Origin of the sequence: Calothrix sp. FACHB-168, assembly GCF_963889195.1 — a bacterium.
Lineage (GTDB): Bacteria > Cyanobacteriota > Cyanobacteriia > Cyanobacteriales > Nostocaceae > Aulosira > Aulosira anomala_A.
Genome location: NZ_CAWPNJ010000026.1, coordinates 105,062 through 121,421 on the forward strand (window position 1 = coordinate 105,062; position 16,360 = coordinate 121,421).

At 39.4% G+C, this 16,360-nt stretch carries 16 protein-coding genes and 1 pseudogene; 11 read left to right on the forward strand and 6 right to left on the reverse strand.

Features of this window, described 5'->3' with window-relative positions:
• Positions 1-379: 379 nt before the first annotated feature.
• From AACW45_RS16645 to AACW45_RS16660, 4 genes are all read right to left on the reverse strand, one after another.
• Entirely contained in the window at positions 380-1,303 is a 924-nt protein-coding gene (locus AACW45_RS16645) for a hypothetical protein (RefSeq protein ID WP_190633636.1), read from the reverse strand.
• Positions 1,304-1,420: 117 nt separating this feature from the next.
• The gene (locus AACW45_RS16650; RefSeq protein WP_313933784.1) at positions 1,421-1,639 is read right to left on the reverse strand and encodes a trehalase family glycosidase; all 219 of its coding nucleotides are present in this window, start codon (positions 1,637-1,639) and stop codon (positions 1,421-1,423) included.
• A 69-nt stretch (positions 1,640-1,708) separates the two neighbouring features.
• A complete protein-coding gene (locus AACW45_RS16655; protein WP_096648835.1) occupies positions 1,709-2,005 on the reverse strand; it encodes a hypothetical protein in 297 nt (98 codons plus the stop codon).
• A 157-nt stretch (positions 2,006-2,162) separates the two neighbouring features.
• Positions 2,163-2,525, reverse strand: a complete 363-nt coding sequence (locus AACW45_RS16660) for a DUF6876 family protein (RefSeq protein ID WP_096648833.1) — start codon at positions 2,523-2,525, stop codon at positions 2,163-2,165.
• Between the two features lie 189 nt (positions 2,526-2,714).
• On the opposite strand from AACW45_RS16660, the gene AACW45_RS16665 reads away from it, so the two are divergent.
• The 3 genes and pseudogenes from AACW45_RS16665 (at position 2,715) to AACW45_RS16675 (ending at position 4,126) form a co-directional block, all read left to right on the forward strand.
• Positions 2,715-3,044, forward strand: a complete 330-nt coding sequence (locus AACW45_RS16665) for a hypothetical protein (protein WP_199331157.1) — start codon at positions 2,715-2,717, stop codon at positions 3,042-3,044.
• Positions 3,045-3,131: 87 nt separating this feature from the next.
• A pseudogene (locus AACW45_RS16670) lies at positions 3,132-3,387 on the forward strand (hypothetical protein).
• Positions 3,388-3,571: 184 nt separating this feature from the next.
• On the forward strand, positions 3,572-4,126 hold the full coding sequence (locus AACW45_RS16675) for a hypothetical protein (protein ID WP_190633638.1): 555 nt from the start codon (positions 3,572-3,574) through the stop codon (positions 4,124-4,126).
• A gap of 188 nt (positions 4,127-4,314) precedes the next feature.
• Here the strand turns inward: AACW45_RS16675 and AACW45_RS16680 are convergent, their stop codons facing one another.
• Positions 4,315-5,394 carry a tyrosine-type recombinase/integrase gene (locus AACW45_RS16680; RefSeq protein WP_190633639.1) on the reverse strand — a complete coding sequence of 360 codons (1,080 nt, stop codon included), beginning with the start codon at positions 5,392-5,394 and terminating at the stop codon, positions 4,315-4,317.
• A gap of 257 nt (positions 5,395-5,651) precedes the next feature.
• On the opposite strand from AACW45_RS16680, the gene AACW45_RS16685 reads away from it, so the two are divergent.
• The 5 genes from AACW45_RS16685 (at position 5,652) to AACW45_RS16705 (ending at position 12,287) form a co-directional block, all read left to right on the forward strand.
• Positions 5,652-6,146, forward strand: a complete 495-nt coding sequence (locus AACW45_RS16685) for a hypothetical protein (RefSeq protein ID WP_190633640.1) — start codon at positions 5,652-5,654, stop codon at positions 6,144-6,146.
• Between the two features lie 214 nt (positions 6,147-6,360).
• Positions 6,361-10,728 carry an nSTAND1 domain-containing NTPase gene (locus AACW45_RS16690; RefSeq protein ID WP_190633641.1) on the forward strand — a complete coding sequence of 1,456 codons (4,368 nt, stop codon included), beginning with the start codon at positions 6,361-6,363 and terminating at the stop codon, positions 10,726-10,728.
• Between the two features lie 238 nt (positions 10,729-10,966).
• Positions 10,967-11,272 (forward strand): type II toxin-antitoxin system HicB family antitoxin, encoded by a 306-nt coding sequence (locus AACW45_RS16695; protein ID WP_190633642.1) that lies wholly within the window; start codon positions 10,967-10,969, stop codon positions 11,270-11,272.
• The gene (locus AACW45_RS16700) at positions 11,272-11,688 is read left to right on the forward strand and encodes a type II toxin-antitoxin system VapC family toxin (protein WP_190633643.1); all 417 of its coding nucleotides are present in this window, start codon (positions 11,272-11,274) and stop codon (positions 11,686-11,688) included. Before AACW45_RS16695 ends, AACW45_RS16700 begins: the two co-directional genes overlap by 1 nt.
• A 263-nt stretch (positions 11,689-11,951) precedes the next feature.
• Positions 11,952-12,287, forward strand: coding sequence for a XisI protein (locus tag AACW45_RS16705; RefSeq protein ID WP_029633882.1), 336 nt, complete (start codon positions 11,952-11,954; stop codon positions 12,285-12,287).
• Positions 12,288-12,372: 85 nt separating this feature from the next.
• On the opposite strand, the gene AACW45_RS16710 is transcribed toward AACW45_RS16705, so the two are convergent.
• Positions 12,373-12,975, reverse strand: a complete 603-nt coding sequence (locus AACW45_RS16710; protein ID WP_190633644.1) for a Uma2 family endonuclease — start codon at positions 12,973-12,975, stop codon at positions 12,373-12,375.
• A 414-nt stretch (positions 12,976-13,389) separates the two neighbouring features.
• Between AACW45_RS16710 and AACW45_RS16715 the strand changes: the two genes are divergently transcribed.
• The 3 genes from AACW45_RS16715 to AACW45_RS16725 all read left to right on the forward strand — a co-directional run.
• Entirely contained in the window at positions 13,390-14,124 is a 735-nt protein-coding gene (locus AACW45_RS16715; RefSeq protein WP_242045687.1) for a hypothetical protein, read from the forward strand.
• Between the two features lie 66 nt (positions 14,125-14,190).
• Positions 14,191-15,129 (forward strand): DUF1822 family protein, encoded by a 939-nt coding sequence (locus AACW45_RS16720; protein ID WP_190633645.1) that lies wholly within the window; start codon positions 14,191-14,193, stop codon positions 15,127-15,129.
• A 247-nt stretch (positions 15,130-15,376) separates the two neighbouring features.
• A partial coding sequence (locus tag AACW45_RS16725; RefSeq protein ID WP_242045688.1) for a CHAT domain-containing protein occupies positions 15,377-16,360 on the forward strand: 984 nt, incomplete at its 3' end.

Below are 16,360 nucleotides of genomic sequence, written 5' to 3' on the forward strand. Positions count from 1 at the left end.
AAGTGAGCGCATATATGTTGTTATAGTAATCCTATTTCAGTTGTGAAAAATATCAGTGATGGCGGTTGAAATTCAATGTTCAACCGCTTGTATGCGAAATTTCACAAATTATTTATGACTGCTATAGTTCATTGCTCATTTCTTTACTGAAAAGGAGAATTTTCAAAATCTTTGGTGCGTAAGCACCGCCAAACCAAATCACTCCGTTAAAGACATTAAAGAAGTCGGAAGTACAGTTTTGTAATGGGTATCTAGACCTCACCACAAAACTTGCGACTTTGAGAAGCTGGGGTCTTAAACCCACGGAGTGTGGATAACAGAGTGATTTGTTATCAGCAACTTGTGAAAAGAACACTGAAGGCGAACACAGATAAACCAGCTAGAAACCTATATCGTCTTCGATGTCTTCGATGTCTTCGATGTCTTCGTCATCTATGACAGGTGAAGCTTCTATAGCGATCGCTGTATTGTGATAGTGATGATTGCTACTACTAGTATTAGGTAAGCTGGGAAGCCGCAATCTCAAAGCGCAATCGACACTGTACTTATCTCCTGTTTGCTCAATATGAGAAATCACCAGACACAGAGCTTCACCAGGAGTAGGTCGCCAACCAGAATCTAGAAGCAACGCAACGTTACCCCTAGCCCATACAGACTGACCATCAGCAAGGTGAAGTTTGTAACTTGTGCCGTACTCTCCCTCGGTTTCCGTGATACTTTGAACCTGAAATTCGCCCAAGCCCAATTCATGCATTTTCATGCAAGAGCCACAGGGGACTTGCCGTAAGAAAGGGACTAGGGATTCTTCGTTAATTAAGGTTGCATTCAGGTCTGCCGATGTGAGGTTTAATTCCTTTGTCGCTAGTGAAATGCTAATTTTAAAGACATCTCTAGAGGGAGCAACAAAAGAACAGAAAGCTTTAGGATAGGTTACTCCGGCAGCATCTTTCTCCTCTGTCACCGTGACTTTGCCTCTCAAGTTTCCGAGTATCAGGCGATCGCTCATCTGTTGAACCCGAAAGAGATTTGCTCCCAGCTTCAGGACTATAGAATCATCATCCCGAAAGATAGCGGGGCCATATACACCTTGAGGGACACCATTAGCTGCTTTCACCAACAGCACTCGCTCAACATCAAAATCCCGCAATAACTCTGTTCCAAAGTGTTCGAGTAAATTCAACAAAGCACCTTGTTCAGCATCTGAAAGTTGAGAAATACCAATATCGTTCCAGGTATGAGCCAAGTCTTCTCGCAGCACGATGGAAGGAAACGAAGCCGCACTAAATTCAATTGTTTTCGCCATATTTTTTGCTCCAAATCATCAATATCAATTCCTTTAATCGCGTTAGCGATAAAGTACAGATTTTCTTTTTTTTGAACACCAAATTACTTGAGCGCCACTTTGCAAATGGTCAGAAGACTAAAATCTGTCATCGTAAATAAATCGGTCATGGTAATAAGCTTGTTCTTCCTGCCAAAGTGCTTCCCTAACTGCTAATTCTCGTGATTCTTGTGAATTGGAATCAGTCATTGTTTCTTGTCCTACTGACTCCAATTTTTTGTTACACACTGCTAAATCTTGTATTCTCTTCGGTGTGATAATGTTCATTTTTACTGCAATAAAATTCTTTTGACTGATGCGTGTAAACGCATTTACTGCGCTAACCTACGGAACGGCACTTTCACATCTAATTTCGGGTGAAGATTCTTAATTCGATTTCTTCTTGACTAAACGTTCCCAACTACATCTGCCACGACGACCTGGAATAACTTGCAATTGCTCACGCCTATAAATGAGAATGAGACGAGTATTAGGGACTATTCCTCGCATTCCTTTGAAATAGATGAAATAATCGCCCGTTCTTTGGCAATAAGAATCAACTACTCCAATAATATCTGTAAGGTCTAATAAGTGATGGCAATCATATCCCTTGACCCTAACTTTTGTACCATCTTTAATGACAGAGAAATCAAGCTCTAGCTGAGTTATGTCGTTCTTTTTCATAACTGATTGCTTAACAAAAACTCGCTCTTAGCTGTTGTGTAATTTTCAACATAAGAGCGAGTTGAATTTCAAATTAATGTGCAGTTCAGTAATGTCACTTTTTGTGGTCTTAAGCTGTTACGCCCTTAAATTGGAACGCGCATTAGCTTATTTGAAATCAATTTTCAGTAGGTAACATTAAAACTTTCTGCACTAGATAAAGTTTAGTGGTAGCAAGTGGGAAGTCCGTATATTCAATTTCTTGGCGTAGTACTTCCTGATCTGTATCCCACTCACAAATTAACGTGCCTGATTGATTCTCTACTAACAAACTCCAAATTTGGAAATCTTGTAGCTGGGAATTAGAGAGAAACTTTTGAGTTTGATATGAAGCAATTGCATCAATTAGCCAGTAAGCTTTAGCCGCATCAGCTAGATATTTAACCCCTTCAGTGTATTGAATACCTAGCCAGTGTTTGTAGATGAGTTCCGAACCCGTAAAATATTTGAGTTCAGCAGTTATTTGTTCAGCATTTTTCATGGCTTTAAGCTCATAAGATAATACTTTCATTACCCCAAGAGGCGTAAGCCTCAAAACAAACAACTAATAAGCGATCGCCCTTAACGGTATTGGTTGAAGCTTGGGAACATCTTCGGTGACTCTGCTTTGTTGCCCAGCAGGATATGATGATTATTATGTTGTCACCCGTGCATTTTGCTAATTGTCACCATGATTGCAGCCAAAACCCCTACTAGAAGACACTGGGAACTGTTTAAGGTTTATCAAGCTAAGGTTGAGCAACAGATGGAGCCTGAAGAGTTCCTAAAGCATTGGGCTGTCAATTACGAAGAACTTGCAGAGTTATGTGGACGCTCTAAAAGCACAGTAGCTCATTGGTTTTCCCAAGGTGAGCATCGTCGGGAACCGTCAGAAGCTGACAAACGCAGACTGGCAGAAATTCATGCTCTGTGGACTCAATTTGAAAATGAACCTGCTCACCTCAGAGAAATCTGGGCAAGAAAGCGTCGCCGCAAAAACGATACAAACTGTAATGATTAGTTGTCATAGGTGCATGATTTAGTTGTCACCATGACAACCGAGATTTTATTGTGGGTGATAGCTGTTCCTGCTCAACACAGGTGAATCATGATTACCCAAAGCTTCCTATCCGGTCTCGAAAACCCAAATCCACCCGGACAAAATCAAGCGTCTGACAATACAGTTCCGCAAAGAGAACCACTCAAACATCTATTAATTGGTTCTTCTAAAGCTGTGACTAGCACAATCCACTACTTAGAGGTTTATTGGTTATGCCCAGGTTGGTGATTGGAGCAAACTTCTACCAACTGGTAACCCTGGTGAATTCATGAGTATTTTAAGCCGTCAAATTTTAGTGCAATAGCCTCTACCACCACGCAATCGCCATTTATGCCCCTAATTTACTAGGGGTTTTTTACATTGCTCCTGTCAAAATTGTGTCGATATGTGACAATCTTGAAAAAAATAGACGCAATTAATACTCAGTAGATTCCAGCCTTCTGCCAAACCTTGTACAATCAGTACGTCGATATCAAAAATGATATCAAATGCCTGAGCAAAAGTCCCCACCCAGCGAGATGATCCGCGTGCCCGTTCCACTAATTAAGGTGGTTCGGCGACTATCAAAACTACATAGGCAAGGGCATACAATTGCCTTGCTGCAAGCCTTAGAGGAATTAATAGAAGAATTTGATAGCAAAAATGATATCGATATAACAGCAGGTAGTAAATCAGTTAAACAGCTAGAGAAGCAGCTGTTGAAACTGGAATCTCATCTTGCAGATCAAGGCTCCTCGGTAGAAACAAAACTTGAAACGATTACCAAAAAGCTAGAGCAAATCGAACGGGCGATAGCCTCTGCTAGATACAACAACTCTCGACCTCGCAGACAAACATACTCACACCAGCAACCCCAAGTTGAATTACAACCCAGGACAAACGAAAATCTTGCCCCAAGACTCGGCGTTAGCCCTCAAAGCTTGATTGCAGAAAGAGAAAAACTCAGCACCAAAGAATTTTTGAGTTGGTCTCGTAACCGCGATCCAATGAGTACAGCTTGGGAATGGAATGCTAAAGACGGACTATACCACCCCCAACGGTAGACTCATCTAATTTTTGGTGGCAACATAGCAATCATACTCGTGGCGATGGCTACGCCTGCCGCAGGCATCGCTTGAAACTTCCTGCACCACGCTACCAACAACCCCAACAGCAAATACAAAACAATAGCCTAAAAGCGGCCAGGATATAGTTCAAATTCTATTCTGGAGTTCGCACAAAAAAAACTTACCTAATGTTTGCTTTTTTTACGCAGTGCGTGAGAAGTCCCAACACGCCCAACATGGTGAATGTACTTTGCAGTTGTCGCCGGGGAAGCATGGCCTAAATCTGCTTGCAAGTCAAAATCAGAAGCTCCATTTTTTTTAGCCAGCGTTGCGTGAGTGTGGCGGAGAAAGTGGGCGCTGAACTTAATTCCCGCACAAGCAGAAATTTCCTCCATCATCAGTCGCAACCCGCGATCGCTTAAAGGTTTACCCCTATCCCGCCGACTAGGACTGGGAAACACCGGCTGATCGTTGCTGGCATCGCCACGGTAATCCAGTAGCACCGCACTCGTCTCCGGATCGAGACTAATGGTTCTAGTTTTATTTCGTTTCCCCGTCACAGTTAATAACAGACAATCCCCATCCTCCCGAAACTGCCGCCAAAATAACCCCGGCGTAATTATGCGCTTACCATAATCAGAAGTTTGCCGCGCAATTTCTCCTGCCCTCACCCCACTGTAAAACATGAGAGTAAACAGCAGCCAATGCATCTTATTAGTGTTATGTTGCAAGTCTACTGCCATCGCCGCTTTTTCCAACTTAGCAATCTCGCGTTCCGAGAGAATCCGCTCTGCGAGCTTATCATCCCACTGGATGCTTAAGTCCTTGCCCAAGTCGATAGCAAAATAACCAATAGAAGCTCTAGTACCCCACTCCCACAAACTTTTAATCGCCGCCGTGTACTTAGCCGCAGTATTTTTACTCAACCCATAAGTATTTTTCTTTCCCCGTACTGGCTTTTCATCCTTGAGCCAAGCCAGATAAGCGTGTAGATGGAATAACGTTACCATCCTCAAATCAGATATCCCAAACCGCGACTGCATATAATCAACAAGCTCATAACCAATTTGCCGATATGCCCGTCGCGTTTGGTCGCTTTTAATAGTGACAGAATGTACCCATAGCTCAATTAGCTGCTCCGTCGAATTAATTTTCTGGCGGTTGGGAAAATAATAATCCACAAGCGCAACACGAGCTTCATCAAGCGGTAGAGTCACAACCTCCACAGCAAGTGATTCCACGCTTTTGACGGGTAAATTTTCCATAATCTAAATCCCCAACCCCCACTGATAATTATGATGCCGAGAATGACAATTCCCGGTATCTTTATGATAGTTGTTTCCCAGACACCACATAAATATCATCGAAAATAATCTATATCGTATATACGCGGATATCCCATGTGCGATGATAGTAGGGGGAGAGATGAAAGTGGGGGAAGTAAGTAAAGATTAGACAGAGAAGCAAATGGTTAAAGAACTGGTTAGAAATCACTTCTGGACAACAAAAGCGCGAGGGACTGGTGGAATATCCGCAGATAAATATAAAACTTCTGTCTGAAGAAGACCGGGAGTTGGTGAAGCAGGCCAAGCAGCGTGCTGAGGAGTTGCGCTTAACTTTTAAAGAGTTTGTGCTGAATTGTATTAAACAAGCACTTGTGGAAGAGAGTTTAGATGATGCAGATAGTGCAACTGCTGCCGAAATTGAAGCTTTGAAAGCTCAAATCGCCACCCTGGAAGATAAGGTAAGAATTCCTTCTGCAACTAAAACGGAAGTGCATACCCTCCAGGAGCGGTTGAATCAATTGCGGGTGGGGATTTCAAATGAAATTAAGAAGGATAGAGAGCAACTTGCTTCTCTAACGCAGGCAATCTCCCGACTTGAAAGCCAAATTGAACAGCTAATACCTTCCTTAAATCTTCAGGTGGATGGCGAAAGTAATGCTGATAGTGATAACGACTGGCTTTTTGGGGAAGGCTCCGGTGGTGTGGGAGGAGAAGATGTTGAGGGTTTTTGAAATTTGAAATTAATCGTGCTTGATATCCTTTCACTATGCGTAAAAACTCCCCGCCTTATACGTATAAGGATTTGAAGTATCTGGGAGCAAAATCATCATGTCCCTTCAGAAGAATCAAAAGTCAGATTTGACTGCTTGTGTAATAAAATACCAATAATATCTGTATTTCTTTTCTACCCATTAATCCAAAAAAGTCAAGCTGTTTGCATCGACTATGAAAAAGTTAGTGATCCTTCAATTTGATGGTGAGTTTTCTACAGGATATAAAGTAACTTTAGAAGTGGGCGAAGAGGGAAAACGTCCTGATTTGAGAATCAGGGGAGAACTACCTCAAGCACTTGATATTATTCAATGTTTTCAAAATTGGCGTGATGTTTACCGCAGTTTGGATGAACGAACTCGGATTAAAAAACTTGGTGCTAGGAATGTAAATATTGATGATTTGAAACAAAAATGCGATGAGCGAGCGCAAAATCTACTTAATTCTTTTAATTCATGGTTACAATCACAATCTTTTAATCCTATCATAAATTGCTTATCTCAACAAGATTGGGATAGGGGAGATGAAATCAGAGTAATTCTTAGTACAGATTGTCAAGAAATACGTAAACTTCCTTGGCATTTGTGGAACGGATTTAATGCTATACCTTATTTCCGAATTACACCTTTTGAAGTTGCTTTAAGTGCGCCGGATGCTGAACGCAAAGAACGACCATTTAGAGAAAAGATTAGGATTTTAATTATTCTGGGTGATAGTACGGGAATAAATGTTAAAGCAGATGAACAACTACTGCAACAATATTGTGGTGATGCGGAAATAGTCACCCTTGTAGAACCATTGCGGCAGGAACTAAATAATTATTTACAAGATGAAATAGGTTGGGATATGTTGTTTTTCTCTGGGCATTCTCAAACCCAGGGGACACAGGGGCGAATATTTCTCAATCATGATGATAGTTTAACAATGGCAGAATTGAGAGATACTTTGCTGCCAGCGATCGCCAAAAGATTGCAATTAGCAATTTTTAATTCTTGTGATGGTTTGGGAATCGCAAGAGAGTTAGAAAGTTTGCAGATTCCGCAAGTAATTGTCATGCGCGAACCTGTTCCCGATAAAGTTGCACAGGAGTTTTTAAAGTATTTTTTAGAGTCGTTTACAGGCGGCAGTTCCTTGTGTATTTCTGTGGGATATGCAAGACAACAATTACAGAGGCTTGAGTCACAATTTCCCTGTGCCAGTTGGTTACCTGTAATTGTCCAAAATCAGTTAGAAGTGCCACCTACTTGGCAAAGTTTGGGAATTACTCGCAGTCCATATCGGGGTTTGATGGCATTTCGGGAAGAAGATGCAGAAAATTTCTTTGGACGAGAGGCGTTTGTTGAGCAATTGGTAATTGATGTTACCAGTAAACCTTTGGTGGCAGTAATTGGTGCTTCTGGTAGTGGGAAATCTTCGGTGGTGTTTGCTGGGTTAATTCCCCAACTGCGGCAGAATAATATTGTAGGGGATAATGGTGGTTCGGACTGCGATACGCGTAGCGTCATGCCTCCGGCTTATCGCTCTATGGGCAACTCCCTGAGGGAGCATCGCCAATGGCAAATTATTTCTTTTCGTCCGGGTAAGAACCCTTTTGAGTCTTTGGCTATAGCCTTGGAAGAATTCAGGGGAATAGCGGCGGAATTGCTCACTTCGCCAGATGCTCAAATTTTACAACGTAGACAGGAATTAGAGCTAGAAATTGACTTAAAACGCGATATCTCTGGTCTACAAAAAATTATTGCCGATGTTCTTCACACCCTATCCCCTACTCATCTTCTGCTAGTTATTGACCAATTTGAGGAAGTTTACACCCTTTGCCCAAATGCTCAAGAGCGTCAAATTTTTATTGATAGCTTGCTGAATGCTGTTAATCATACCCCTTGGTTTACTTTGCTGATTACCTTAAGGGCAGATTTTTTGGGTAAAGCCATGTCTTACCAACCTTTGGGCAAGGCTTTACAAGATTATCCCCCTTCCTTGCTAGTACCGATGAGCCGTGAGGAATTAGAAGGAGCAATTATTCAACCTGCGGCAAGGTTTTCTGTGGAATTGGAGGAGGGTTTGGTTAATAAGTTAATTGATGATGTGGGTTCGGGGGAAGGTAGTTTACCGTTACAGCAGTTTGCTTTGACGCAACTGTGGGGAAAACAACGTCCGGGATTGTTGACGCATCAGGCTTATACAGAAATTGGTGGGGTGACGCAGGCTTTAGCAAATCATGCGGAAGCTGTTTATGCTGGGTTGAGTGAGGAGCAACAAAAAAGAGCGCAACGGCTGTTTATTCAGTTGGTGCAACCGGGGGAAGGTACGGAAGATACCCGCAAGTTGGCGACTCGTGATGAGATGGGGGATTATTGGGATTTGGTGACGTTGTTGGCTAATGAGCGTTTGTTGGTGACGAACCGTAATGAGTTGGTTGAGGATACGGTGGAGGTGGTGCATGAGGCTTTGATTCGCAATTGGGGACGGTTGCGGGGGTGGATGGATGATAATCGGGAGTTTCGTGTTTGGCAAGAACGGTTGAAGGTGGCTTTGCAGCAATGGGTGGATAGTAATAAAGATGATGGGGGTTTGTTGCGGGGTGCGACTTTGGCTGTGGCTGAGGATTGGTTACAGAAGCGAGGGGAGGAGGTTAGTAAAGCACAGCGATGGTTTATTGAGAAGGGTGTGGAGTTGCGGGAGAGGGAGAGGAAGCAGAAGGAGAGATTGCGAAGACGGGTTATTGGTGGGTTGGCTACTGGTTTGGTTTTGGCTTTGAGTTTGGCTGGGTTTGCAGGTTTGCAATGGCAAGAGGCACGGATACGGGGAATGAATAGTAGTGTTTTATCGATAGAAGCTTTATTGGCATCAAAACAAGACCTTGATGCCTTAATAGAAGCAGTAAGAATTGGTAAAGACTTACAAAAAAATCCATTTGGAGTACCGGAAGACACCAAAATTAGAACTGTAGTTACTCTACAAAAAGTAGTTTACGGAGTGAGAGAGCTTAATCGTAAACCGCCTTCTGTTGAAAGTAATGACGCTACAGAAGGCAAATTATCTGAACTACCGCCACTGACAATACCTAGTAAAACTTTTGATTACACTGCTAAAGATGGAAATTCTGAGATTGATATCTATGGTTTTAGTGATGGGAAAATACAAATCATAAAAAAAGATGGTCAAATAGTAAAAACTATCGATACAGATACTCCTGATTGTATAGCCTGTATGGAAGGCATAAAGTTGAGTCCTGATAGCAAAACTTTCATCTCGTTTGATAAATACTCCGGAGAAATCAAACTTTGGAGTATAGATGGTAAAAAGATTCAAACTTTTAAGGGATATGAGTATAATCCGAATAAATTACCTTTGCAGGGCGACCCATTACCTATAATTACAGATGTCGAATTTAGTCCAGATAGTAAAATGATTGCATCTAGCGGTTTAGATGGAAAAATTTTACTGTGGAGCAAAGATAATACAGAACCCAAAATTGTTAAAAGTAATCTTCCTACTGTTCAAAGTGTTGAGTTTAGCAATGACGGCAATACTTTAACATCTTTTGATAGTGATGGAATGATTCAAGTTTGGCGTGTAAATACTAAAGAGTTAAAAAGTTTAAAATTACAAAGTGAAGATAATCTCTCCTTTAATAGTATAAATTTTAGCCTTGATGGAAATAATTTCATCGCTGGCGGTTTTTCAGGGCCATTAACTTTATGGAATAAAAATGGCAGGCTATTACAAAATTTCGAGAAAGATTATGGGGCTACTAGTCAAGTCAGGTTTATTTTAAATGGGAATATTATTTCAGGAGGTGAAGGTGGAATTAAAGTTTGGAGCAAAGATGGCAAACTTTTAAGAAATTTTAAAGCTTTTGAAGAAACGGGCTTGGCATATCAGCTTCCCAGGATGGATTTTAGCGTTGATGGTAAAATAGCTGTTATTAATAATGGAGCTATTCAAATTTGGAATCAAGATGGTAAATTACAAAAAACGATAAAAGATGATGATGCTGATGACGTATCTTTTAGCCCTGATGGTAAAATCATTGCTTCTATTGATAGTCAGGGAATAAAACTTTGGAACCAAGATGGTAAACTTTTGCGAAGTATCAAAGATAATATTGATTTTGGTTCTATCAATTTCAGCCCTAATGGTCAAATCATTGTCACTACTGATAGACGAGCAATCAAATTTTGGAACACAGATGGTAAACTAATTGGAAAAAATCATAGTCCAGGTTCAATTATGAGCATAAGTTTTACTTCTGACAGTAATATAATTGCTTCTGGTGATGAAGAAGGAACAATTAAAATTTGGAATAAAGAAGGAAAAGAACTTCAGACACTCAAAGACACTTCTCTACAAGAGATTGAAAGTTTAAGTTTTAGCCCTGATGGGAAAACTCTTATATATTCTGGAGAAGAGGTTATTTTATTAAATTTTGATGTCGATGATTTACTAAAAAAAGGTTGCGACTGGTTGCATGAATATCTAACAACTAATCCGAATGTTAGCGCGGAAGATAGGCGATTATGTGACGGTATTAAACCTTAAGTTATTATGTATATAATTACAGCTATATCTGAGCGTAATAAACCAATCCGATCGATTTACAAAATTTTGTGAGATGCGATCGCGTTTACGATGCGGGTTGAATTAAAAGCGCGATCGCTTAGACTGCTATAGCTCGAACAGAGTCTAGAAGTTTTTAAAACTGTGTCATAATGATTAAACGCAATTGATTATAATGTAAGTTGTAGATATTTTTTATTGACGAAAAATATACATAATTATGCAGTACCAAATTTTTATCCAAAGTCAAAAAGATCACTTTATTGCATCAGTGGTTGGAATGCCAAATGTAATGGTAGAAGCGAATACAGAAGAAGAAGCAATTTCCAAGGCGAAATCTGCGTTACAAGCGCAATTAGCGACAGGTAAGTTTGTAACGATTGAAGTTAACCCACAAGAAATTTCTCATCAAGAAACAACTCAGATGAAGTATGCAGGAATATTTGCAGACGACCCAACATTTGACGATTTTATGGATAAACTAGCTGCTATTCGCAAAGAATCAAATGCAACGATAGATGAGTGATGACGATTTATATTTTAGATACAGACCACTTGAGTCTTTATGGAAGAAATCATCCCATTCTAATTCCAAAGCTATTAGCAGCTAAAATACAACTAACAACAACTGCGATTAATGTTGAAGAACAATTAAGAGGTCGTTTGGCTCAAGTTGCTGAAGCAAAAGAAGGAGTTGTACAGTCAAATGCTTATCAGCGATTAGTGGAAACAGTCATGTTATTGTCGGAATTTAATGTTCTTCAATATGATGAAAAATCTCAAGAGATTTACCAAAATTTTAGAAAGCAACGCATTCGTATCGGGACTCAAGATTTACGCATCGCATCGATAGTACTTGCAAATAAAGGAATTCTCTTAACAAGAAATCTGCGAGATTTTGAAAAAGTTCCTGAACTAAATATAGAAGATTGGTCAAGTTAGATTTCCGCAGCGATCGCATTTCTAAATTCGATAAAATAAAAAGTGCGTTAGCGTCAGCTTTCCGTAGGAATCGCATCCTTAATTTCTCTTTTGAGAAGTGTGTGTGATTGGTACAGTTTTGTGAGGTGCGTAGGCGTAGCCCGTCATAGACATCGCTTGGCTAGTTAGGCTATAAGCCAATAGCATCCGTTTCTACAGCTTCAAATTCAAGAATTTCAATTAAAGCTAGTGATTTACGATACTGAAACTGAGGAGATAGTAAAATGGATAAGTTAGAAAAATATAGGGAATACATTCAGCAACTTTTGACAAAATATGGTAGTTATAAACCTTCTTATGGTGATGTAGAAGTAGAACAAATATTTGATACTGTACGCGACCATTATCAACTTGTTAATGTAGGCTGGGAAAATAAACGTCGTGTGTATGGTTGTTCAATACACATCGATATCAAAAATGAAAAAATTTGGATTCAGTGGAATGGCACAGAGATAAATATTGCGGAAGAGCTAGTTTCAATGGGAGTTCCAAAACAAGACATTGTTATCGGATTTCATTCACCTTATAAAAGACAGTTTACAGATTTTGCTGTGGGTTAGGAAGTAATGAATAAAAAGCAATGGGTCAAGTTTTGTGAAATGCGTTAGGGTAGCGTTGCCGCAGGCTAGCTCAACGAAGCGATCGCTATGGCATAATATCATCAAGTTTAAGCTCTAAGTTTGGAAATAAATAAGAATTAATAGAATCACCCAAGCGATATTGTTGCTGCTGATATACCCCATTAACTAATTGACAGACTGTAAAAGTAGGCTGTTTAGGATTTCCGATAAATTGCAAACCACCTAAACCGCGAAAATCTATAATCCAATATTCTGGTATTTCTAGAAAAGCATATTCTTCCACTTTTCTCGCATAATCATCTTGCCAATTGCTACTTACTACCTCGGCAACTAATTTAATCGTATTACCAATACAAATAATAGGCTCTTTTTGCCAAAGTGGTTCCTGGTTAAGTTTGATTTTATCTAAAACAATTACATCTGGACGTAATGCTGTCGCTTCTGCTGCTGGTGGTTTAATCAAACAAGTTTTCGGAATCAAGCAGTTACAATTAGAACGAAGAATTTCAGCATAAATTCTGCCAGCAATGTTTCCTGAAACCTCTTCATGTGGGCCAGTTGGTGACCTGTCGCGTAATTCTCCGTCAATAAGTTCGTAACGGGGATTATCCCCATATTCAGCGATAAATTGCTCGAAAGTTAAAAGTTTGGGTGGGGTGTAGGTCATAGCTGATATTGTGGCAGGAGATGATTTTATTTTAGCGAAGCGATATTAACTATAATTTTCTACAGCCATTGACTAATAACCTCCTGCTCTACATCGTATCATTTGGAGATGTGTTGTGAACTGACAAGTCAGCACTTGCGCGATCGCTCCTACTTCTGTTGATTCTGTAACCTCGTACTACAAAAATAATTTTCAAAATTTTCCCAAAAACTGCGTAAAAGCTTCCCATCTCCTTCGTAGAAGGGTTTAAAGAGATTGGGGAGGAATTACCATACATCGATAAAAGTCGAATATATTCCCGCGAAAAGCTGGCTACCTGGGATATTTTACCGCGTGGTGTTGCGTTGCTCCCGTTGAAGGTGCAAATTTCCCAAAGCTCAAACAACCATTTACCCTACAGTATTCTATGTATCTATGATGACAACAAAATACCAAGCATTCGAGGTTGAGCAGGAGATTTCGATGGATGATGATTTAGATTTACAGTTGCGTCAGCTAGTTTACGCAGCACAAAACCATCCCCAAAAAAGTGCAGAACAAAGGAAAATTCTCAATAAATTAATTGCCAAAATTCAAAGTTCGGGAAAATTAAAGAAGTTTGTAGAATGGCGGCAAAAATTAACTTATTTTCCAGATATTTATAGCGAAGCAGAAGCAAATACATATTTGGAAATTTGCAAAGACATCGAAGATTATCGTCCAGAACATCCTGTGATGGCTTGGGTTAATCAAATATTTACTTGGCGATTTCACGATGTTCGGAGGCAATACAGAAGACGAACGCAAATATTGTCCCTTGATGAGTTAGATAGTCGTAACAGTGGTTCGGATAAACCTGTAAGCAAAGAATTATCGAGGGTTCAAAATGAAATTAAAGATAAATTAATCTCTGAGACTGAGGATGAATTGGAATTATCAACCACCAAAAGTTTCGTCAATAATGACCCAGAAGGACTGTTACAAAATACTTATATTGGTGATGATAAAAATGCCAATTTACAGAAAGTCATATTAATGAGATTAGATAATGAAAAATGGGAAGATATATCTCAAAAATTAGGTCATCCGATAGCAAGGCTATCTGAGCTATATCAACGCAACATTAAAAAGCGTAAAATCATCGATTATTTTCGTAAATATTTACAATAAATCGGACAGTACAGCCAACATTAATTCTCAATCATTCACTCTTGCACAAACATATTCAGGACAATTATGAACGCTAACCACGAACAAACATCTTTTACAATTCCTCTAAGTATTGAAGCTCATGAAAAGGCGAATCAACGCAAACAAGGAATATCAAATACTGAGGATGGGAAAAAAATCTATCTCAACACTCTAGCTGTGTATGCAGTCAATTATTATCTTGATTGTATGGGGTTTGAAACTAATTGGTCAAATGCAGATAATAGCAATCCGTGGATGCTAAGTTTAATTGATTTAGCTGATTTAGAAGTAAAGAATGTTGGTAAAATCGAATGTCGTCCGGTGTTACCAGATGCGGAATATTTGGAAATTCCCACCGAGGTAAGAGCAGATAGAATTGCATATATCGCAGTGCAGTTTAATCAGTCTTTGAGAGAAGCAAAGATTTTAGGGTTCACTACTCAACAGATAGGCAGGATACATTTAAATCAATTACAATCTGTTGATGATTTACTCGATTATTTAACTGCAAAAGAAGCAACTGCAAAAGTCAATATTCGCGAATGGATGAAAGGAGTATTTACAGAAGGTTGGTTAAATGTGGAAGAGATATTTAACCCACGGGAATTGAGTTTTAGATTTGCGAGAAATTTTAGCTTAACGAGGTGCAAAAAAGTTGATATTGGTTTGCATTTAAATGGCGAGTCTGTGGTTTTGCTTGTCAAGTTAAATCCCAAAAATCAAGAGATAATTGATGAGATAAATCAAAATCAGGGCGAAATAGATATTATTGTACAAGTTCATCCTGACCGAGAGAAAAGTGTTGCTTTACCTCCAGGATTAAAATTGGTTGTTACTGATGAAAATGGTCAAGAAGTAGATGCTGTTACTTCTCGACAGCATGATGATTGGGTGGAGATTGCATTAAGTGCAGAATTAAATGAGGAATTTTGTGTTGAGATAATTTTAGGTGAGTCGAAAGTGACCCAGGAATTTGTTGTATGATGATTAAAAATTTCTATCAATTTCTGGTTTCTATGCTCTGTATGGGAACATCATAAAACAGGCTTTGTATCGTAAATTGTTTTTTAAAGTAGTGGGAGCATCTTGCTCCCTATTGGAAATGAGTGGGAATCATTTCTATTGAAAATAGCAGGAATCCTCTTTATTGGTAGTAGCGGGCAAGATGACCGCATTACTACAGATTGTAATATGAATGATATTTAAAGCAAATTATTAGGTTATATCACCTATGAAAAAGCTGGTTATTTTAAAATTTGATGGCAATTTTGAATCAGGGTTTCAAGTTAATTTAGAAATCGCAAATGAAGGACAACGCGCTTACCGAACCACCACAGCTAAGTTACCAGAAAATATTACGATTCCGCAATTATTAAATAACTGGCACGAAATATATTACAGTCGCTACAGTCAATTTAGGATTAAATCTGGGGGGAGTCGTCAGGTTGATCTGGAATCTTTAAAGCAAGAATGTACGAGAGAATCTATCAACTTACTTGCTAGTTTTAATCAATGGCTGAATGCACCATCTTTTATTTATATTAATAATTCTCTCAAAGAACTCAATTCCCAAGATGAAATTAGAATCATAATTACGACTTCTTGTCATGAATTACGTCAGCTACCTTGGCATTTGTGGGATGTTTTAATTAATTTTCCTCTGGTAGAGGTGGCTTTAAGTTCGCCAAATGCAGAACGGAAAGAACGAGTATATCGAGAAAAAATTAGAATTTTAATTATTTTGGGAGATAGTTCAAATCTTGATATTGAAGCTGATAAAAAGCTGCTACATAATTTCTGTGGTGATGATGCGGAAATTGTTTTATTACAACAACCATCACGGGAGGACTTAAATCATTATCTGCAAGATGAGATTGGTTGGGATATTTTGTTTTTCTCTGGACATTCTCGAACCCAGAACCCCACCCCCAACCCCCTCCCCGCAAGCGAGGAGGGGGCTAAGAATAGGATGGAGGGGAGGATTTATATAAATCATCACGACAGTTTGACGATGGGGGAATTGCGGGATGCTTTGCAAGTAGCAATTCAAAAACGCTTGCAAATTGCATTTTTTAATTCCTGCGATGGTTTGGGGATTGCTTATGAGTTGGAAAAATTGCATATTCCCCAGGTAATTGTGATGCGGGAACCTGTACCGGATAAGGTAGCACAGGAGTTTTTGAAGTATTTTCTGCAAGAGTTTACTGGTGGAAAG